Consider the following 19,149-nt stretch of genomic DNA (forward strand, 5'->3'; position numbering starts at 1 on the left):
GGAACAGTGGAATGAAGGTTAAGCTCACTCTCCATCGCGCGGGCGGCGACACCGTCGACATCGCGGTCGTCGCCGATTCGACGGCGACGACCGCGGATGTCGCCCGCCACATCGCGGCCGCCGATCCCAGCAGGTCGATCCTCGTCGATCCCTCAGGACCTCTCACCCTTGCCGTCGCCCCGCCGACCGGTGAGCGTCTCGAGCCGCTGCTGCCTGACATCCCGATCAGCGAGGCCCCGATCGGATCGGGCTTCGCCGCCGCCGTGCGGCCGGTGGACGGTGCGCTGCAGCGCCCCGCGGCCGACGGCAAGGTCGTCGCGATCGTGCGCGCGATCGCCGGGCCGCTGAAGGGGCAGTCGTTCCCCGTCGGACCGGGATACTCCTTCATCGGACGCACCGCCCCCAACGACGTCGTGCTGGCGGACGGCATGGTGTCGAAGAAGCACGCCCGCCTGGAGGTGTCGACCTCCTTGGAGCTGGTCGACCTCAACTCCACGAACGGCATCCACGTCGACGGTGAGCAGGTCCAGCGCGTCCGTCTCGAGCCCGGTCAGCCGTTCGTGATCGGCGCGTCGACCCTCGTCATCGCGCTCGCCGACGACTACGACCCGTTCGCGGATCACGCCGTCCTCGAGCGCGGCGGCAGCCTGCGGTTCAACCGCAGTCCGCGTGTGGAGGACCGCTACCCCGGCGTGCAGCACACGCCGCCGAGGATGCCGACCGAGACGCTCATGAGGATCTTCCCCTGGACGATCCTCGTCGCGCCGATCATCATGGCGTTGTCCATCTACCTGATCACCGAACGCCCGCGCGCGCTGCTGCTGATCATCATGACGCCGCTCATGGCGCTCGGGAACTTCATCAACCAGCGTCGGCAGATGAAGAACAAGACCAATCATGAGCTGCAGTTGTTCGAGCGGCAGTTCGAGCACCTGGAGGAGGTCTTCTTCCACGAGAAGCCTCGCGAGGAGAGCGCCAGGAACAAGGAGGTCCCCCCGGTCGTCGAGGTGTTCGACCACGCGATGCGCCTCGGGCCCCTGTTGTGGACGCGACGGCCAGAGCACTGGAACTTCCTCGCCCTGCGTCTGGGGATCTCGACAGCACTGTCCCGCAATGCGATCGGCGACACCGAGACGCAGGACGGTCTGCCGGAGTACATCGAGCGCGTCGAGCGTCTCAAGGAGCGCTACAGGTACGTGCACGACGTGCCGGTCCTGGAGACGCTGCCGGCGAGCGGTTCCATCGGTGTCGCCGGCCCGAAGGACGTCGCGGCGGATGTCGTCCGGGGACTGGCCGTCCAGGTGTTCGGTCTGCACGCTCCGAACGAGGTCGTCGCCGTGTCGTTCGCCGACTCGGAATGGGTCCAGGAGCTCGAGTGGCTCAAGTGGCTGCCGCACACCTCCAGCGAGACGAGTCCCTTCAAGGATCTTCCGCTCGCCGACAGTGCACCGACGGCGAACGCGCTGCTGAACCAGCTCGAGGACTACGTCATGCGTCAGGTGAAGGGGCCCGACCGTCGGGGGCCCTTCAAGGAGACCTGGAACCCGATGACGTACGGCACCGACGTGCACCGCGCCGCGCAGGAGCATGAGGTGAAGACGCGGATCTCGGTGATCGTCATGGTCACCGATGACGCTCCCGTCGATCGTGCCCGGCTCACGCAGGTACTCGAACTCGGCGCGCAGGTGGGCGTGCACGCGATCTTCGTCGCGCCGACCGTGGAGTCGCTGCCGGCCGCGTGCCGGAGCTACATGGACGTCACGGGCGGCCTGGACGATGTGACCGTCGGGCTCGTCCGCTCCGGCGAGCTGTACACGCAGACGCGGGTCGAGGGCGTCTCGAACGCCTACATGGACATGATGGCCAAGCGGCTCGCGTCGGTCACCGACGTGTCGACGGTGATCCATGACGAGTCCGACATCCCGAGTTCGGTGGCGTTCCTGTCTCTCGTCGGCGAGGAGGTCGCCAGCGACCCGCAGGCCGTCATCGACCGCTGGCGCCAGAACAACTCGATCATCGACCGCTCCGCGGCAGAGCGCCCCCGACTGCGCAGAGCGGGGAACCTCCGCGCGATCGTCGGTCAGGGCGTCAGCGACGCGATGACGCTGGACCTGCGCGCCCAAGGGCCGCACGCGTTGGTGGGCGGAACGACCGGTGCAGGTAAATCGGAATTCCTGCAGGCATGGGTCCTCGGGATCGCCAGCGCACACAGCCCCGATCGTGTCACCTTCCTCTTCGTCGACTACAAGGGCGGGTCCGCTTTCGCGGACTGCGTGGAGCTGCCGCACTGCGTCGGCCTCGTCACCGACCTCAGCCCGCACCTCGTGCGACGGGCGCTGACGAGTCTGCGAGCCGAGCTGCACTATCGCGAGCACCTGTTCAACAGGAAGAAGGTCAAGGATCTTCTCGAACTCGAGAAGAGGCAGGACCCGGAGACCCCTCCGGCGCTCGTGCTCGTGATCGACGAGTTCGCGGCGCTCGCCGGAGAGGTGCCGGAGTTCGTCGACGGCGTCGTGGACATCGCCCAGCGCGGTCGCTCGCTCGGCATCCACCTGATCATGGCGACGCAGCGACCCGCCGGCGTCATCAAGGACAACCTCCGTGCCAACACCAACCTCCGGGTCGCGCTGCGCATGGCGGACGAGTCCGACTCGCGCGACGTCGTCGACGATGTCGTCGCCGCGTCGTTCCCGCCCTCCCTGCCCGGTCGAGCGATCGCGAAGACGGGGCCCGGTCCGCTCACACCGTTCCAGTCGGCGTACGCGGGCGGCTGGACGGCCACGGAAGAGGTGGCCGCGGCCGAGGTGAAGGTCGCAGAGCTGCGGTTCGGAAGCGTGCACGAGTGGGAGCCCGACCGCCCCGCCGAGAGCGACTCGCACGACGAGGACCTCGGGCCCAACGACCAGAAGCGCATCGTGAGGTCGATCATCGCGGCGCACCGGCGCGCGGGTCTCATCGCGCCGCGCCGGCCGTGGCTGGATGACCTGGCCGAGCTGATCGACCTCTCCGACATGCCACTCGAAGGCGACGGGCGCATCGCGCTCGGGGTCGCCGACATGCCGGAGCGGCAGCAGCAGGTTCCCATCCACTTCATCCCGGACCGCGACGGCTCGCTCCTCGCCCTCGGCACGTCGGGTGCGGGCAAGTCGACCGTCCTGAAGTCGATCGCGACAGCAGCAGGGATGCGTCCCGACCTCGGCTCGGTCCACGTCTACGGGCTCGACTTCGCATCCGGTGCGCTCGGCGTGCTCGAGAAGCTGCCGCATGTGGGGTCCATCATCGACGGCGAGGACGTCGAGCGGGTCCAGCGCCTGCTGCGCATGCTCGGCGCCGAGCTCGACAGGCGCGGTGAGAAGTTCGCTGCGGCGCATGCCTCGAACCTCACCGAGTACCGCGACCTCGCCGACGCATCCTTGCCGCGCATCATCCTCCTGGTCGACAACTTCCCCGAATTCAAGAAGGAGTGGGAGATCACGTCGAACAGGGCCCCGTTCTATCGCGAGTTCATGCGGATCCTCGGTGAGGGCCGTCCGCTCGGCGTCCACGCGGTGATCACCGCCGATCGTGGCGGTGCCGTACCCACGGGAGTCGCATCGAACATCTCGCGTCGCATCGTGCTGCGCCTGTCGGACGTGAACCAGTACACCCTCGTCGGCGCACCCAAGGACGTGCTGAGCGATCAGTCCCCGCCCGGTCGGGCGATCGTGGACAAGAGCGAGGTGCAGCTCGCTGTGCCCGGCGGTACCTCGAACACGTCCGATCAGGCCAAGCAGCTCGACAGGCTCGCTGCCGAGCTGCGCGCGCAGGGGGTCGCCCAGGCTCCGCGTATCGGTTCTCTGCCCCTTCATGCCGACATCCGCGAGCTTCCTAGCCGCGTCGGTGGCGAGCCGGTGGTCGGCATCGCCGACGACACGTTGGAGGCGCGGGGCTTCGACCCGGCCGGGTCGTTCATCATCACGGGACCGCCGTCTTCTGGCAAGACCAATGCGATGAAGTCGCTCATCATCGCCATGGAGCGGTTCGATCCGCAGGTGAAGCTGTTCCACTTCGGCACACGGCGATCCGAACTCGTGGATTTCCGGCCGTGGGTGCGCAGTGCGATCAGGGGCGAGGACGAGAAGGAGCTCGCGACCGAACTGGCCGATATCGTCGCCGACGAGTCGATCCCCTTCCGGATCATGGTCGTCTGCGAGGACATGCCGCATCTGGTCGACGGCCCCGCCGACCGTCCGATGCGAGCCCTCCTCAAGGCGATCAACGACAGTGACCACATGCTCATCGGCGATGCCGACGTGTCGCGAGCCGGTGGCGGTTCGGGCGTCATGGGCGAGTGGAAGGCCGCCCGGCAGGGCATCGCGCTCAAGCCGGATGCGTACGACGGCGACAGCCTGTTCAAGGTCCCCTTCGGCCGGGTCAAGCGCACCGACTTCCCCGAGGGGCGGGGCATGTTCGTCCAGGCCGGTCGCGCCTCGCTCATCCAGATGGCGGTGGCGCACGACGACCAGCCCGGTGTCGAGCACGCATCATTCCGGATGCCGGGAAGACCTTCGGTCGACCAGGTCGCGTCAGTGAGTGAACCTGCCGCACCGGCGGGGGGAGGGCTGTCGGATGCCGACGAGCGCGCTGCCCGGAGGGCGCGCCGGCGGGCTCGGCTCGAGGCGCGAGGAGACGCGTCGGTGGGCGAGTCCCACTGACGGCGACGTGATCCGAGGATGGGGAATGCTCCCCATCGTGGGATCGGGGGCTGCTGGTTAGTGTGGGGAGGACTTCCGCGGGGAGTCCGCGCCGAGACAGAACGAGGAGTCGACGAATGGCCGATGTCGTCATCAAGTACACCGAGCTCGACCACCTCATCGCCAAGCTCGGCAACATGATCGAAGAGCTCAGTTCCGGCAGCAAGGGCGCGCAGTTGCGCGCAGCGATCGGAGAGCCGTTCGGTCGCAGCGAGCTCACCGACGCCGCGGAGGACTCAGAGGATCGGTGGGACGACAAGAGGGAGAGCCTCGTGGAGGACCTCACGTCGATCCATGACCTCGCTCAGAGCATCTACGACGACTACCAGAAGTTCGAAGACGACGCCGCGGCACAGTTCGAGCGAGGCGCGGACGTGCCGAGCGGCTCGACGCGCTGATCGACCGACGAGGGGAGAGAACATGAGCATGTGCTGGGGCGAAGGGTCCTACGTCAACTGGCCGTCGACGCCCGGAGGGAACGAGATCGAACGGGTGTCGCTGTCTCCGGAGGACGTCGTCTCCACCGCGAACGCCATGATCGTCGTCGCCTCGCAGATGAAGTCCGCCGCGACGACCCTGCAGGACATCGCCAACAGCGATGACGGTCAACAGGGCAAGGCGGTCGACAAACTGCGCGAGAGCATCGGGGAGACGTGGGAGATCCTCGGCGACGCCGGTGAGATGTACTACGACACCGCTGCCGCCATCCGCACCTATGGTCACCAGATCGGCGATGTCGGAGGGATCGCCGAGGCGCTCACCTCCGCCTACGCGGACGCCGATGCCAAATGGTCCACGTACACGGGGACAGGGGGCGACCTGTACGGCGATGTCACCGCCGACCCTGGCGACGACGACCCCGATGCGCAAGCCGATGCCGCTGACAACAAGGCCAAGTACGACGCGTTCCAGGCGTGGATGAATGCGGCGAACGAATGGGACAAGCAGTACGACGACTGGGAGACGGCGTGGAACACCGCCGTGTCGGCGATCGAGACCGCTCACGAGCACGGTCCGAAGGACGGCTGGAGCGAGTGGTTCGGGGACTTCCTCGAGATCGCCTACATCATCCTGACGATCGCCGCGATCGTTCTCGCCGTCGTCTTCATCGTGTGCACCTTCTGGATCACCGGTCCCATCGCGGCCGCGATCGCCGCGATCGCGGCAACCGCGGGAGCCGTCGTGGGAGTGGCGACCGCCGTCGTCTCGATAGCCCGCTACGCCCGTGGGGAGACCGACCTCGCGACGATGGCCATCGACATCGTCTGCGCAGTGCCCGGTGTGGGGCCGGTTTCGAAGCTCATCTCCGACATGGGGCCGCTGGTGACGAGGCTCGGCGTGGGGATTTCGGGGCTCGCGGATTTCCTGCCGGCGACAGTGCGGATCGGTGCGGACGGCGGACTCCAGATCTCCCGCGTGTTCGCGGACGGTGTCTCCGATCTGATCGTCCACGGCAGCGTCGGGGCCGGCATGCTGTTCGACATGTCCGGCGCCATGAAGTTCGCCGACGCGATGTCGGACCTGGGGATCGATTCGCTCATCTCGCAATACAGCCCACTGGTCAGCCTGAACACCCTTGGCGGCATCATCGCGGGTGACGGCTGATGTGGACACTGCGGTTCGCGGCCGCGCTGGATGCCTGGGCCGCCGTCCCCGCGGCCGATGAGCACGAGCGACGTCGTCAATGGCGAGCCGCCGTGGCGCACGCAGTGAGCAAGCGGTGGGAGGTCGAGGCTGGACCACGTTTCTCCGAATCCCTCCTGCAGGTGCTCGACATGCTCCAGAGCTCGAGGCCACAGGGGGCTCTCGCGGACCTCGTCACCTGGCAGACGCCGTCTCCGGTGCCTGTACGCGTGTCCGTCCACCCCGTCGTTCAGGACGAAGCGACCGATTGGGCAGCGCTCGGATTCGCGGCATCCCCTTACCTCGGCGGGCCGTTCGGAGAGGGCGTCCAATACACCCGTCGCATTCCTGAGGAGGAAGCGTACGGCGTCGCGTCGATCGACGCCGCGGTCGTGTTCGATCGAGGCGACGCGGCAGTGGTCGTGCGGGTGCACGCGTGCCCGATCGATGTGTACGTCGCCGCGGCACCCGCGATCGCCGAGCTCATCGACTCCTGCGTCCTGACCGACCCCACCGGACGGCCGTTCACAACGGGGAAGAGCGAGTATCGGCGCGTCGACGACCCCGACGTCTGGCCGGAGGAAGGGATGAGCGCACGTGTCTGATGCCGGCGTGCCGCTGCGCGATCTGCTGGGCGCGCGGCCGGACCCTGAGTTCGAGCTGTCGTTGCCCAGGGGCTGGGAACGCCACGATGCATCACCGGACGCCCAGGCGCTGATCGAGCGGCGCCTGAGCCGTCAGCTCATGCGCGTCGGCAGCGTCGAGGCGATGCAGGCCTTCGGTGTGCTGCGGACCATGCTCCGTCAATCGATGGGCGAGATGCGCAAGCAGAACGTCGTCGGTTACTTCGCGCCTTCGGGAGCCGATCTGCCGACACCGTTCCCCGTGCCGGCATCGATCATCGCGACCGTTCGTTCTGCGCCGTCCTCGGAGGAGATGGACGGGTACATCAAGCGCCTGATCATCGACGAGGGCGCTGCGCCGCTTGACAGGAACCGTGCGTTGCTGCGAACCGAGCGGGAGAGCATCCGACGCGACGGCGATGCAGAGGTGGTGCTGAGCTCGACGCTGTATGTCACCCCGGTGCCCGGTACGCGACGCAGACGCGCGCTTGAGTTGCTCGCGGGCTACGGGCGCCCGGTGGACATTCCAAGAGACGACGAGCAGATCCAGTTCGTGCACTCTTTCTTCGATCTCATGATCGCGTCCTTGCGATGGAAGAATATGCCTGGATGACCACGACCGAATCGCAGGAGAAGACGACACGATGACCGACGCCCCCGGACCAGCACGACCCGCGAACGGCGATCCGGCGACGGAACGATACGCCGCGATCATGCGGTTCCCGAGGGTGGCAGCCGGCGTCGGCGGAGTCCTCGCTCTCGTCTCCGCTGGGGTGAATCTGTTCGCGCTCGAAGACACATCGGGGCCGCTGATCGTCGTGACGGTGGGTGCGGCGCTGGTCTGCATCCTGGCGCTGTGGAACGTCGTGAACTTCTCGCCCACTGCCGTCGGCAGACTGCGCGCACTGGCCCAGGAGGTCGGAGGTCGGTTCTCGCTGTGGAAGGCGGGCACGGGCGGGTACGCCGGCGTGCCGTTCGCCCACGGCGCCGACCACGAGCGGTTCGGCGTGCTCGACTACGATGTCGCCGGCTCGCACGTCGAGGTCGGGCACCTGTCGTCGCAGGTGTCAGGCGGCTTCAAAGCGCCGACCGGACGCCGCCATGCCTATGCCGTCATCCGTCTCCCTGAGCGCTTGCCGCACATGATCCTGAGTTTCGGTCACCTCTCGCGGATCCTCGGCCTGCGCATCGTTCCCGATCAGTGGCACCGATCGCAGCGTGTGGACGTGGGATTCGGTCGGGGGGCGCGACTGTTCGTCGCGGACGGCGGTGAACATCTCGCTCGGACATTCTTCACCCCCGAGACGGTGCAGCTCCTCCAGAGAGTCGGACGCTCGTACGACATCGAGGTCAGGGATCGGAACCTCTACCTCTTCGCCGGGCGCTCAGTCGCAGCGGGCAGCGAACGCCGATGGAACGAGCAACGAGCAGTCGTCGAGACGCTGGCCGCGTCCATGGTGGCCTCCGGAGTGTGGGGATCTGTGCGGCGCCAGAGCCGAGGGATGTCGTTCGGCGATGTTCGCGCAGATGTCGGACGTGGCGTGGCCATCGTCTTCGGCGTTGTGGCTGTGGTCATCGTCGTGCTCTCGCTCATCGTGCTCAACGCTCAAGGCCTGCTCGGCTGACCCCGGCGGTGCCGGATGGGTATTGCTGCCCATGGCGCTCCGGCGGTCGCGCTAATTAGTCTTTGTGCAGGCGGTCCGCAGGGGGCCGGTTTCTGACAGGAATGAGGTGGGCGCATGAGTGACTTCGGCGCAACTTACGACGAGATGGAGTCGGCGGCTACGAAGCTGGACGATGGCAAGAACTCGATCGACGAGCTTCTCGATGAACTGCAGGGTCACGTCGATGACCTCGTCGAGGACGGCTTCAAGACGGAGAAGGCTTCCGGAAAGTTCCAGGAGGGCTACCAGGAGCTGACCGACGGTATGAAGCAGGCCGGCGAGGGCGTGACCGACATGGCCACGGCGCTTCGCGACATGGCGCAGGCGATCCGCGATCTCGACGACGCTCTCGCGGGCGGCTGAGCGACCTGTGATCGAAGGACGGCGGGGCCGAGTGCATGGCACCCGGCCCCGCCGCTGTCGGCGGTGGCACCAGCAAGTGACATGAAGGGTGTGGCATGAGCGACGTCTACATCTCATACGCCGAACTCGGCGAGGTCGAGACGAATCTGACCGCGATCGTCGCGGAGTTCAAAGAGGCGGTGTCCAGTTCGGAGGAACTGGAGTCCGCGATCAGCGACCCGTACGGGCGGCATGAACTCCGCAACGCCGCACGCGAGTTCGAGGAGCGCTGGGACAAGAAGCGCGGCGAGCTTGCCGACGACCTCGGCAAGATCCTCGAACGAGTGACCGGGATCCTGGACGGATTCCGCCAGGGCGATGACGAACTCGCGATCGCGCTGGAACCGGAACAGGGTGCAGGAGCAGCCGGGGGGCAACGTGGATAGGTCACCAGCAGGGCGTGACATCGAGCACGTCAAGGGGAATCCGGAGACGATCTCCGCTCGCGGCGCGGCGATCGGAGAACTCGGCCAGCAGATGCTCGACAGCGCGACAGTGCTCGAGCAGATCGCGACGCGCGCCACTGACCAGCAGGGCAAGGCGATCGAGCAGCTCGTCGAGACCATCGGCGACGCGTACAAGCAGTTGCGGGAGGCGGGCGAGCTGTACAAGCCGGTCGGTCCCGTCATCACCGCCTACGGCGACACGCTCGCCGACGTGAAGCCGAAGATCAACGGCCACGCCGACATGTGCGACACCCTGTGGGCGACATACACCGCACTCCCGGGCAAGGTGAAGCCGCGGGGAACCGGTGGTCTCTTCCAGCCGGACGCGGACAGCCCTGAGGCGGAGCTGCAGGCGCAGGAGGACGCCGCGAAGAAGGCGGCCTTCGATGCGTGGGAGCAGGAGGCCGAGGACTTCGACGCCGACTACAACACCTGGGAGCAGGCGTTCGACGATGCCGTCAGCGGCATCACCGACGAGATGTCCGGCAAGATCGCCGACGGCTGGACGCAGTGGCTCTCGACGATCAAGGACGTTCTGTCGTGGGCGGGATTCGTCCTCGGAATCGCGGCGATCATCATCGGCGGCCCGATCATCGGGGCCCTGGCGGCGATCGTCGCCGGGCTCACGCTCATCGTCGTCGCGATCCAGTTCGCGCGCGGAGAGGCGAGCGGCGTCGATCTCACGCTCGCGATCATCGACGTGATCCCCATCGGCAAGATCGGCGGGATCCTCGCCGACGGCGGCACGTTGGCGTCCAAGGGCGGGAAGTTCGGCTCGGAGTTCGTCTCCCAGTTCACCAACATCGCGAACAAGGGCGACTGGGGCGACCTCATCGGCGTCTTCAAGAACCCCAAGACCTTCACCGACGTGGCCGGAGGTTTCGGCGGTGTCATGACGCGCCTGTTCACGGGTAAGGACCTGAGCTTCTTCGAGGATCTCGGTTCCGCCGGTGGATGGCAGCTGGCAGCCGGTGTCGTCGAGATGCAGAGGGGCGTCGTCGGAGCGGTCTTCAAGGTCGACGGCATGTTCGGGAAGGTCCTTCCCGGGTACGACGGTCTGAAGCGTGAGATCGGCACGGTGGATGTCGGTAACGACTACCTGCCGGTCCTGGACGTGATCTGGTGACCGCGATCCGAGCACGCGCCGGCACGGACGCCGGCGGATGGATCGAGGTGCCGATCCTCGCCGATGACGCGGAGCGCGGTCGATGGGCGGGAGCCGTCGTCGATGCCATCGCTCGGGCGCACGGTGACCGGTTCGATGCCGAAGCGGCACCGGTGATCAGGCAGGTCATGACCGAGATCGCTGGCGACCGGGACGCCTCGGACCTGCTGGTGCTGACGTTCCTGCCCACGACGCGGCCGATCGCGGCGACAGCGAGAGTACGCCTGATGGACCCGCCCCCGCTCGAATGGTGGCGGAGTCGAGGGTTCTCCCTGTCGCGCATCCACACCGCCGGGGCCGGACACGGGATGCTGGCGACCAGGACGCTCGAGGACGATGTCGTGGGAGAGCGGGTCGTCGCTCACCAGGCCGCGTTCGTCTTCGTCGACGGTGACGTCGGGGTCGTCGTCTACACCGAGCCGACGGCAGCGGTCGTGTTCGATCGCGCGCAGGAGGGCCTCCTCGAGATCGTCGGGTCGCTGACGCTGGAATACGACGACGGCCGCGCCTTCCTGGGCGAACGGGCCGTCGACCTGCCCGGTGACGACGTGGATACATGGAATATTGGAAGCCATGTCGTTGCCTGAGCTTCCCGCGGACCCTCCTCCTCCGTCGCGCTGGGCGCGCCGGGTCTCACGCGATGCACCGCACGGACTCGATGTGCTCGAGGCGCACGTGCTGGCCTGGGCCGGGCAGGCGGACGCGCTGTCGAAGACGCCGTGGTGGCGCATCGCCTGGGGCGTGTCGCCGCTGCTGGCCCTGCTCGCCTCGATCGGCGGGTTCGCGGCGGTGTTCGGGAATCCGAGGGACATCGCGATCGGGCGAGTCGACGCGCCGGATGCCGGGTCGATCCCCTGGGCGATGGTGTCCTACGGGGTCGCAGCCCTGGGCGTCGTGCTCATCTTCCTGTACTGGTTCACGACAGGACGGCGCCGCAACGGCTCGCTGCAGGTCATGCTCGTGCTCACGTTCGCATTCGGTGTGCTCGGGCTCCTGTTCGCCTATCAGCTCGCGGCAGAGGACGGGGGTGTCTCCCTGGTGGCGATGCTCCCCGCGTTCGTCATGATGCCGCTGGCCGTCGTCGTGTTCGTCATCATCCAGCTCTCGCCGAAGCCCGAGCCCGAACCCGCCGCACCCCCCGTGGCGGTCGCGGACCTCGACGAGAAAGCGATGAGATACCTCATGCGCGAACGGAACGAGGCGATCAAGACTCTCGCGGAACGCAGGATGCTTCCGAACGTCGACGTCGAGGTGCTCAAGGCGCGCCCCCTCGGCCGGCTGCACATCGAGGAGGACGCATGAGCATCGGGGCCGGACCCACACTGCGCGAACAGCTCGGCCTGTCCGCGGAGCCCGACTTCGAGATCGACCTCCCCGCGGGGTGGGAGCGTCGCGACGTCAGCGATGAGGACCGCGCGTCCCTCGTCGCCGCGCTGCGCAAGAAGTTCCTCAGCGTGCAGCGCCCCGACCTGTACGCGGTGGCCCAGAGCCTCGTCGACGGCTCGTACTCGGCCATGAGATCCGCCGGAGCCGTCGCGTACTACGCGGCCACGACCGGTGATGAGCACACGCTGTGGATCCCCGGATCGATCGTCGTCTCGACGCGCACGGCGACGCCCGAGATCTCGATGGATCAGATGGTCTCGCACGCCATCAGGGAGTTCGGTGCTCAGCCCCTGTTCGGAGACAAGCGCTTCATCCGGTTCGAGCGCGACGAGACCGTGACTGTCGGTGAGTCGTCCATCGGACTGACGACCGTCGAGTATCTCACCCCGATCCCCACGACCCGTCGGCGACGAGCGCTGCAGTTCACCGCCACGGTCGCCCGCCCGGCAGAGGCGGAGGCCGACGACGAACAGGTCGTCGCTTCGAAGCGGCTCTACGACGCCTGCATCTCTTCGCTGCGCTGGGTCGCCCCGTCGTCGTGACGATCAGCGCGCGGCTGCGCGCGGGTGTTGTGAACGGGGAGAGGGAGAACGTGGAACGAAGAAGGCGACCGGCGGTCACCGCCGCGATCGGTGCCCTGATGGCGGCGGTCGTCTCCCTGTCCCTCGTCGGGTGCACGGGGAACGGCTACCCCGCCTCCGTCCTGGAGGGGACGGAAATCACCGTCGCGTGGGACGAGGCGCTCACGAACGTCAACACGGCGAGCGTCGCGGGGGCCCTGGCCGGGAACCTCGAGGTCGAACAGCTCACGCGATCCCAGTTCGCTCGGCAGCGGGCGGGAAAGATCGAGTACGACCAGGGGTTCGGGAGCATCACGATCGCAGACGAGGCCGAGGACTCCTTCGGCCTCTCCTATGACCTGGCGGAGCCTCAGTGGTCCGACGGTATCCCCGTCGACGCCGCGGACCTGCTTCTGGCCTGGGCGGCCGGGTCCAACTTCTTCGCGACGGACGGCGGTGACGATGCCGGCTCGGCAGATTCCTCGGACGATCCGTTGCGGTTCGACTCGATGCCGACGGGAATGGCGCTCAGCGACGAGATCCCCGCCTACGACGAGTTCGAGCGCCGCATCGACGTGCATTTCTCGCGCCCGTTCAACGGCTGGGAGACGGCGCTCGACGTCGCGGTCCCCGCGCATGTCGTCGGTCGCCACGCGCTCGGCGTCGACGACCCGATGGCCGCGAAGACGGCAGTCATCGAGTCGATCACGGGTTCGGACGACGCTGCGCTGGAGAAGATCGTCTCCGTCTGGAACTCCGGGTTCGCCGTGGGGGAGCAGCAGATCCCCCGAGAAGATCTGCTGCTCTCGAGCGGTCCCTACCTGGTCGAGAAGATCGATGGCGACGACGAGGCTCCCGACCAGCGCGTCGTCCTCCGGGCGAACGCGGCGTACGTCCCCGGCCCGTCCGCGGGATACGAGCGCATCACTCTGCAGCGCGATGAGGGCGAGAATCTCGAGAACGCCGTCGGTGATCGGTACGACCTCGTGCAGGTCGTACCCCGCGCCGACAACTTCACGAGCATCCGTCAACTGGACCGGAACGACTACGGCGTCCGCGACATCGGGCACGGGGCCGTGTGGACGGTTCGGGCGAACATCGCGGCATCCCGGCCTCTGGCCGATGACGTCGCTCGCAGCGTCCTCATGCGGAGCTTCGACCGCGGCGAAGTGGTCGAAGGGGGCGCTGGTGCATGGGACGACGTCTACACCGCGGCGTCCTCGGTCATCTTCCCCCCTGGCTCACCGGACTATCAGGTCGCGGTGGAGGACACCGGGTTCGCCGCGACCTTCACCGGCGGACGGGATGCGGAGGACCTGCGCGCAGGAGCCGGGGTGCCGGCCGGCATCCCCCTCTGCGTCCTCTACGACCGGGGGTCGGAGGTGGCCGCCGGCATGTTCGCATCGTTCAGCGCTCAGATCGCCGAAGGCGGCTGGGTGGCGACGGACTGCGGCAGCGACTCGCCGGAGGACGTCGCCGCCGGCAGCGATGACTGGGACATCTATCTCGGTCTGATGCCCTTCCCGAGCACCGCTGACGAACTGCGCGACCAGTGGGGGAGCGGTGGCGCGCAGAACCATTCCGGTGCGGGCGACGAGGGCCGAGACGAACTGATCGCACGGCTGGCGGCGGAGACCGACCGATACGCCGCTCGCGATCTTCGTGTCGCGATCGAGAAGACCATCGTCAGCCAGATGGTGGTCGCACCCCTGGCGGTGGATCCCGTCCTGGTGATCAGCGACCGCGACATCGAGGGCGTCCAGCCCCGCGCCTCCCGGTACGGGACTCTGCTCGATCGCGCGTACTCGTGGCGGCCCGCAGACAGCGACCAGCCCTCCACACCGCAGGACGACGAGGACGATGAGGACTCGGACTCCGGACTGTTCTGACGGAGGCCGCGGTGGGTCCTGCGTCTTGAGCTCAGAGGAAGGCCCATGACCGGTCCCCGTCACATCACCCAGCGCAACGGGTCGAGCAGGACGGTCCTCGTCGACGACATCCGACCGTACGAGGACCAGATCCGCTTCACACTGAACCGGATGAACGGGACGACGTTCTGGGCGTGGAGCCTGTGGCGCGTGCCCGAGGGCGCGAACCTGCTCGAATCGCTCCCCTTCTCGGAGGAGTACCTGCAGTGCGCAGGATCTGCGGAGGCGATGACGATCGAGATCCGTGCGGTGTCCGACGGCGAAGGTGCGCGGCAGCAGGCGCCGGCGTGGAATTCACGAGGATCTCCCGTGGGATCACGCTGTGCGTGGCAGGATATTCGCCAGGGGGGAAGATACGTGACTGAGTCGAGTGCTGCCACGGAACGCGAAGAGGACACGACGCAGGTGGGCGCGCGCGCCCCGGCGCCGCTCCGGCTGGAATTCGCCGGGGAATGGCACGAGCTCTGCCCTGACACGCCGTTCATCATCGGGCGCGAGGGTGACCTGGAGATCGACGACAATCCCTATCTGCATCGGCACTTCCTCGAGCTGCGCCACCATGACGGTCTGTGGTGGCTGGCCAACGTGGGCGTCCGGCTCGCGGCGACGGTCTCCAGCGCCGGTGGTGCGGTCCAGTCCTGGCTCTCGCCGGGGGCGCGGATGCCGCTCGTCTTCGAACGCAACGTGATCGTGTTCACCGCAGGACCGGTGACCTACGAGCTGAGCCTGCACACCGAGGAGGCCCCGTACGGGGTCTCCCGGCACGTGGAGGCATCGATGAGCGGCGAGACCACGGTCATGCCGGTGAGCTTCACCACTCTGCAGAAGCAATTGATCGTCGCGTTGGCCGAACCCATGTTGCGGCGCGAGGGCGTGAGCATGAACGAGCTGCCCTCCTCCAGTGCCGCCGCCAAGCGGCTCGGCTGGACGATGAGCAAGTTCAATCGCAAGCTCGACAACGTGTGCGACAAGCTCGACCGGATGGGCGTGCAGGGTCTGCGTGGCGGACCGGGGAAGCTGGCGACGAACCGCCGGGCCCGCCTTGTCGAATACGCCGTGACGTCGCAGGTCGTCACGCGCGCCGATCTTCCGCTCCTGGACGACGAGGCGCTCCTCGCCCATCGGGACTCCGAGGACTGAGGAGCTCTCCCGCCTCAGCGGGCAGCGTCGGCGAGGTGTCGCGCCTGGTGTCCGAGGACCTTCACCATGATCCCGCGGCTGCGCAGAGCGGCCACCGTGCGGGTCTCCTCGTCACGGTCGCGACCGAGCGCGTGCACGTTCGCGACGACGAGCACGTCCCCGCGCTGCAGAGTGTCCAGCAGCCGGTCCAGGCGGTCGCTCCAGCTCTCCAGGATCTCCGGTGCCGGGTGTCGGAAGCCCTCGATCGGCACCCCGAACCGGGTGAGGTCGGCGCGCTGCTCCGTCACGGACGGCATGCCCTCGCGGGAGACGACGAGGCCGACCAGTCTGGCGCCCTCCGGGCGGGCCGACCACCAGTCGTGCACGTCGTCGTTGAGGCATTTCGGGCAGGACGCCGCCGCATGCGGCAGGTGCAGCGGGCTGGTCAGCGCCTCATCCGACGCCTGATTCAGATCGCTCATGGTGTGCCTCCGCCTCCATTGTGCCCTGTGTGCGGATCAGCGCAGAACCCCGAGCTCGCGCACCGCATCCCGTTCCTCGATGAGTTCTGCCACCGATGCCTCGATCCGCGCTCGCGCCCAGTCGTCGACGGCAAGCCCCTCCACGATCTCCCACCGCCCGTCCACGGCTCGGACGGGGAACGACGACATGAGTCCCTGCGGCACGCCGTACTCGCCGTGGGAGACCACGGCGGCGGATGTCCACTCCGTCGAGCCGCGGACCCAGTCGCGGGTGTGCTCGATGGCCGCGTTCGCCGCGGAGGCCACGGATGACGATCCGCGGACCTCGATGATCTCCGCGCCGCGCTTGGCGACGCGAGGGATGAACGTTCCCTCGAGCCAGTCCTGCACGTCCTCCACTCGCTCGGCCAGTGCGTCGAGAACCGGGCGGCCGTAGACCGTCGCGTGGGACACATCGGGGAACTGCGTCGCCGAGTGATTGCCCCAGATCGTCACCCGCCGGACGGCGGCCACCGGCGTCTCGAGGGTGGCGGCGAGTTGCGCCCGAGCGCGGTTCTCGTCGAGGCGGGTGAGAGCGCTGAACCGGTCGGCCGGCACGCCGTCCGCGGATGCCGAGGCGATCAGTGCGTTCGTGTTGGCGGGGTTCCCGACCACGGTGACACGGACGTCGGAGGCGGCCCTGGCCGCGATCGCCGCGCCCTGAGGGCCGAAGATGCCCGCGTTCGCCGCGAGCAGGTCCCCGCGCTCCATGCCGGGGCCGCGCGGTCGCGCGCCCACCAGCAGAGCGAGATTGCAGCCGTCGAATCCGACCTCCGCATCGTCGGTGACGTCGACGCTCTCGAGCAGCTCGAACGCGCCGTCCTCCAGCTCCAGCGCCGCGCCCTCGGCGGCCTTCACACCCTGCGGGATCTCCAGGAGCCGCAGCCGCACCTTCTCATCGGGGCCCAGCATGTCGCCTGCCGCGATGCGGAAGAGCAGTGCGTATCCGATCTGCCCGCCCGCTCCTGTTACCGTGATCGTCGTCGCCATGTCAATGAGCCTACGACCGGCATCGGCGCGGAGGTAATCTCATCCCATGACCTTCAATCCCGACGCCGACATCTCGGGCCACCGCACACGCCGTCCCGGGCGTACCGCTGCGATCGCCGGCGGAGGCGTCGGCCTGCTCGGGATCCTCGCCCTCATCGCCGGGCCGCTGCTCGGCATCGACCTGACGGGCCTGCTCGGCGGCGGCACACAGGGAGGGGCCGCACCGGAGTCCGGCAGCACCGTCCTCGCCTGCGACACCGGTGAAGACGCCAACACGCAGGACGACTGCCGCATGGCAGGGGCTCAGGTGCTCCTCGACGACTACTGGGAGAAGCACGTCGACGGGTACATCCCGCCGCAGTTGTACGTGTTCTCCGGTCAGACGTCGACCCAGTGCGGCACGGCATCCAACTCGGTGGGACCGTTCTACTGCCCGCCGGAGCAGGGCGTCTACATCGATCCGACGTTCTTCCAGGTGATGCGGCAGCAGTTCGGGGCCTCGGCCGGCGAGCTGGCTCAGCTGTACATCGTCGGACACGAGTGGGGTCACCACATCCAGAACATCACCGGTGTGATGGAGCAGCACCCGAACAACGGCACGGGGCCGGACAGCAACAGCGTGCGCACCGAGCTGCAGGCCGACTGCTACGCCGGCGCATGGCTCGCGGATGCGGCGGGCCTGACCGACGACGCCGGTGTGCCCTACCTCGAGGAGCCGACCGAGGCGCAGATCGAAGACGCCCTGAACGCGGCGTTCGCCGTCGGCGACGACCACATCCAGGAACAGGCCGGCTTCAACAACCCGGAGTCGTGGACGCACGGGTCCAGTGCGCAACGCCAGGGTTGGTTCGCCAGCGGGTACCAGAACGGCCTGGGCAGCTGCGACACCTTCTCGGTCGACGGCGCGCGGCTCTGACCTGATCGCCCGCTCCGCGACGTGGTGTCGCGGGTGAGCGGCACGCCCGGGATACGGTGAGAATGCCGCTGAGGCGGACGAGATCGAGCACCGGGGGGGCGACCATGAACACGGATGCACTGTATCCGCCGATCGAACCGTACGACAGCGGGATGCTGATCGTCGGCGATGGCCAGCGGATCGCGTGGGAGGTGAGCGGCAACCCCGACGGCAAGCCCGTGGTCTTCCTCCACGGCGGTCCTGGTGGCGGCACCGCCCCCTGGCATCGCCGGTTCTTCGACCCCGAGCGGTACCGCATCGTCCTGTTCGACCAGCGCGGCTGCGGACGCAGCGTGCCGCATGCCAGCAGCCCCGACGCCGACCTGCGGTTCAACACCACGGCGCACCTCATCGCCGACATCGAGCTCCTGCGCAAGAACCTCGGCATCGCGCAGTGGCAGGTCTTCGGTGGATCGTGGGGCAGCGCGCTGGCCCTCGCCTACGCGCAGGCGCACCCCGACTCGGTCTCCGAACTCGTGCTCCGCGGCATCTTCACCCTTCGGCGGGAAGAGCTGGAGTGGTTCTACGAAGGCGGAGCGGCCGCCCTGTTCCCCGACCTCTGGGAGGACTTCGTCGCCCAGATCCCCATCCTCGAACGCAACAGGATGATCGAGGCGTACCACCGCCGGCTCTTCGACTCAGACCCCGCGGTGCACGTGCCCGCAGCGCGCGCATGGTCGAAGTGGGAGGGCTCGACCGTCACACTGCGACCCGACGAGGAGACGGTGCAGCGGATGACCGAGGATGCCACCGCCGTGGCCTTCGCCCGCATCGAGAACCACTACTTCGTGAACAACGGGTGGTGGACGCAGGGACAGCTGATCGCCGGCGTCGACGCCATCCGCCACATCCCCGCCGTCATCGTGCAGGGGCGGTACGACGTGTGCACGCCGATGATGACCGCCTGGGACCTGCATCGGGCATGGCCGCAAGCGGAGTTCGTCGTCGTGGACGACGCGGGGCACTCGGCATCCGAGCCGGGCATCCAACAGGCGCTCCGCCGGGCGACGGACGCGTTCGCCGGGTGATCCCCG

At 67.9% G+C, this 19,149-nt stretch carries 18 protein-coding genes; 16 read left to right on the forward strand and 2 right to left on the reverse strand.

Features of this window, described 5'->3' with window-relative positions; genetic code table 11:
- The first annotated feature begins 11 nt into the window (after positions 1 to 11).
- The 14 genes from HD600_RS07940 to HD600_RS08005 all read left to right on the forward strand — a co-directional run bounded on the left by HD600_RS07940 (position 12) and on the right by HD600_RS08005 (position 15,670).
- Positions 12 to 4,694 (forward strand): type VII secretion EssC family protein, encoded by a 4,683-nt coding sequence (locus HD600_RS07940; protein WP_184282812.1) that lies wholly within the window; start codon positions 12 to 14, stop codon positions 4,692 to 4,694.
- 116 nt (positions 4,695 to 4,810) lie between these two features.
- Positions 4,811 to 5,131 (forward strand): hypothetical protein, encoded by a 321-nt coding sequence (locus HD600_RS07945; RefSeq protein ID WP_144794578.1) that lies wholly within the window; start codon positions 4,811 to 4,813, stop codon positions 5,129 to 5,131.
- Between the two features lie 22 nt (positions 5,132 to 5,153).
- Positions 5,154 to 6,338, forward strand: a complete 1,185-nt coding sequence (locus HD600_RS07950; RefSeq protein ID WP_184282814.1) for a hypothetical protein — start codon at positions 5,154 to 5,156, stop codon at positions 6,336 to 6,338.
- Positions 6,338 to 6,961: a hypothetical protein gene (locus HD600_RS07955; protein ID WP_184282816.1), complete on the forward strand. Its 624-nt coding sequence runs from the start codon at positions 6,338 to 6,340 to the stop codon at positions 6,959 to 6,961. Before HD600_RS07950 ends, HD600_RS07955 begins: the two co-directional genes overlap by 1 nt.
- 7 nt (positions 6,962 to 6,968) lie before the next feature.
- A complete protein-coding gene (locus tag HD600_RS07960; protein WP_184282818.1) occupies positions 6,969 to 7,592 on the forward strand; it encodes a hypothetical protein in 624 nt (207 codons plus the stop codon).
- A 31-nt stretch (positions 7,593 to 7,623) separates the two neighbouring features.
- Positions 7,624 to 8,604, forward strand: coding sequence for a hypothetical protein (locus HD600_RS07965; protein ID WP_184282820.1), 981 nt, complete (start codon positions 7,624 to 7,626; stop codon positions 8,602 to 8,604).
- 114 nt (positions 8,605 to 8,718) lie between these two features.
- On the forward strand, positions 8,719 to 9,006 hold the full coding sequence (locus tag HD600_RS07970) for a WXG100 family type VII secretion target (RefSeq protein ID WP_184282822.1): 288 nt from the start codon (positions 8,719 to 8,721) through the stop codon (positions 9,004 to 9,006).
- A gap of 95 nt (positions 9,007 to 9,101) precedes the next feature.
- Positions 9,102 to 9,431 carry a flagellar protein FlgN gene (locus tag HD600_RS07975; protein ID WP_144794588.1) on the forward strand — a complete coding sequence of 110 codons (330 nt, stop codon included), beginning with the start codon at positions 9,102 to 9,104 and terminating at the stop codon, positions 9,429 to 9,431.
- Positions 9,424 to 10,617 carry a hypothetical protein gene (locus HD600_RS07980; protein WP_184282824.1) on the forward strand — a complete coding sequence of 398 codons (1,194 nt, stop codon included), beginning with the start codon at positions 9,424 to 9,426 and terminating at the stop codon, positions 10,615 to 10,617. The genes HD600_RS07975 and HD600_RS07980 overlap by 8 nt, the downstream gene beginning before the upstream one ends.
- Positions 10,614 to 11,243 carry a hypothetical protein gene (locus HD600_RS07985; protein ID WP_184282826.1) on the forward strand — a complete coding sequence of 210 codons (630 nt, stop codon included), beginning with the start codon at positions 10,614 to 10,616 and terminating at the stop codon, positions 11,241 to 11,243. The genes HD600_RS07980 and HD600_RS07985 overlap by 4 nt, the downstream gene beginning before the upstream one ends.
- Complete coding sequence (locus HD600_RS07990; RefSeq protein WP_184282828.1) at positions 11,230 to 11,958, forward strand: hypothetical protein; 729 nt, start codon at positions 11,230 to 11,232, stop codon at positions 11,956 to 11,958. Before HD600_RS07985 ends, HD600_RS07990 begins: the two co-directional genes overlap by 14 nt.
- Positions 11,955 to 12,584: a protein TPRXL gene (locus tag HD600_RS07995; protein ID WP_144794595.1), complete on the forward strand. Its 630-nt coding sequence runs from the start codon at positions 11,955 to 11,957 to the stop codon at positions 12,582 to 12,584. Before HD600_RS07990 ends, HD600_RS07995 begins: the two co-directional genes overlap by 4 nt.
- A gap of 50 nt (positions 12,585 to 12,634) precedes the next feature.
- On the forward strand, positions 12,635 to 14,491 hold the full coding sequence (locus HD600_RS08000; RefSeq protein ID WP_184282830.1) for a periplasmic substrate-binding domain-containing protein: 1,857 nt from the start codon (positions 12,635 to 12,637) through the stop codon (positions 14,489 to 14,491).
- Between the two features lie 444 nt (positions 14,492 to 14,935).
- Positions 14,936 to 15,670 (forward strand): FHA domain-containing protein, encoded by a 735-nt coding sequence (locus tag HD600_RS08005; protein ID WP_144795137.1) that lies wholly within the window; start codon positions 14,936 to 14,938, stop codon positions 15,668 to 15,670.
- Positions 15,671 to 15,684: 14 nt separating this feature from the next.
- Here the strand turns inward: HD600_RS08005 and HD600_RS08010 are convergent, their stop codons facing one another.
- A complete protein-coding gene (locus HD600_RS08010; protein ID WP_144794601.1) occupies positions 15,685 to 16,131 on the reverse strand; it encodes a recombinase family protein in 447 nt (148 codons plus the stop codon).
- A gap of 36 nt (positions 16,132 to 16,167) precedes the next feature.
- Positions 16,168 to 17,160, reverse strand: coding sequence for a malate dehydrogenase (locus HD600_RS08015; RefSeq protein WP_184282832.1), 993 nt, complete (start codon positions 17,158 to 17,160; stop codon positions 16,168 to 16,170).
- Positions 17,161 to 17,206: 46 nt separating this feature from the next.
- Between HD600_RS08015 and ypfJ the strand changes: the two genes are divergently transcribed.
- On the forward strand, positions 17,207 to 18,076 hold the full coding sequence (ypfJ, locus tag HD600_RS08020; protein ID WP_184282834.1) for a KPN_02809 family neutral zinc metallopeptidase: 870 nt from the start codon (positions 17,207 to 17,209) through the stop codon (positions 18,074 to 18,076).
- Positions 18,077 to 18,180: 104 nt separating this feature from the next.
- Positions 18,181 to 19,143: a prolyl aminopeptidase gene (pip, locus tag HD600_RS08025; RefSeq protein ID WP_184282836.1), complete on the forward strand. Its 963-nt coding sequence runs from the start codon at positions 18,181 to 18,183 to the stop codon at positions 19,141 to 19,143.
- Positions 19,144 to 19,149 lie beyond the last annotated feature (6 nt).

Source organism: Microbacterium ginsengiterrae (assembly GCF_014205075.1).
GTDB lineage: Bacteria > Actinomycetota > Actinomycetes > Actinomycetales > Microbacteriaceae > Microbacterium > Microbacterium ginsengiterrae.

Excerpts from the sequence above, each read along its gene's own strand:
- HD600_RS07940 (WP_184282812.1), top strand. The coding sequence starts at position 12 with ATGAAGGTTAAGCTCACTCTCCATCGCGCGGGCGGCGACACCGTCGAC.
- HD600_RS07945 (WP_144794578.1), top strand. The coding sequence starts at position 4,811 with ATGGCCGATGTCGTCATCAAGTACACCGAGCTCGACCACCTCATCGCC.
- HD600_RS07950 (WP_184282814.1), top strand. The coding sequence starts at position 5,154 with ATGAGCATGTGCTGGGGCGAAGGGTCCTACGTCAACTGGCCGTCGACG.
- HD600_RS07955 (WP_184282816.1), top strand. The coding sequence starts at position 6,338 with ATGTGGACACTGCGGTTCGCGGCCGCGCTGGATGCCTGGGCCGCCGTC.
- HD600_RS07965 (WP_184282820.1), top strand. The coding sequence starts at position 7,624 with ATGACCGACGCCCCCGGACCAGCACGACCCGCGAACGGCGATCCGGCG.
- HD600_RS07970 (WP_184282822.1), top strand. The coding sequence starts at position 8,719 with ATGAGTGACTTCGGCGCAACTTACGACGAGATGGAGTCGGCGGCTACG.
- HD600_RS07975 (WP_144794588.1), top strand. The coding sequence starts at position 9,102 with ATGAGCGACGTCTACATCTCATACGCCGAACTCGGCGAGGTCGAGACG.
- HD600_RS07990 (WP_184282828.1), top strand. The coding sequence starts at position 11,230 with ATGTCGTTGCCTGAGCTTCCCGCGGACCCTCCTCCTCCGTCGCGCTGG.
- HD600_RS07995 (WP_144794595.1), top strand. The coding sequence starts at position 11,955 with ATGAGCATCGGGGCCGGACCCACACTGCGCGAACAGCTCGGCCTGTCC.
- HD600_RS08010 (WP_144794601.1), bottom strand. The coding sequence starts at position 16,131 with ATGAGCGATCTGAATCAGGCGTCGGATGAGGCGCTGACCAGCCCGCTG.
- HD600_RS08015 (WP_184282832.1), bottom strand. The coding sequence starts at position 17,160 with ATGGCGACGACGATCACGGTAACAGGAGCGGGCGGGCAGATCGGATAC.
- ypfJ (WP_184282834.1), top strand. The coding sequence starts at position 17,207 with ATGACCTTCAATCCCGACGCCGACATCTCGGGCCACCGCACACGCCGT.
- pip (WP_184282836.1), top strand. The coding sequence starts at position 18,181 with ATGAACACGGATGCACTGTATCCGCCGATCGAACCGTACGACAGCGGG.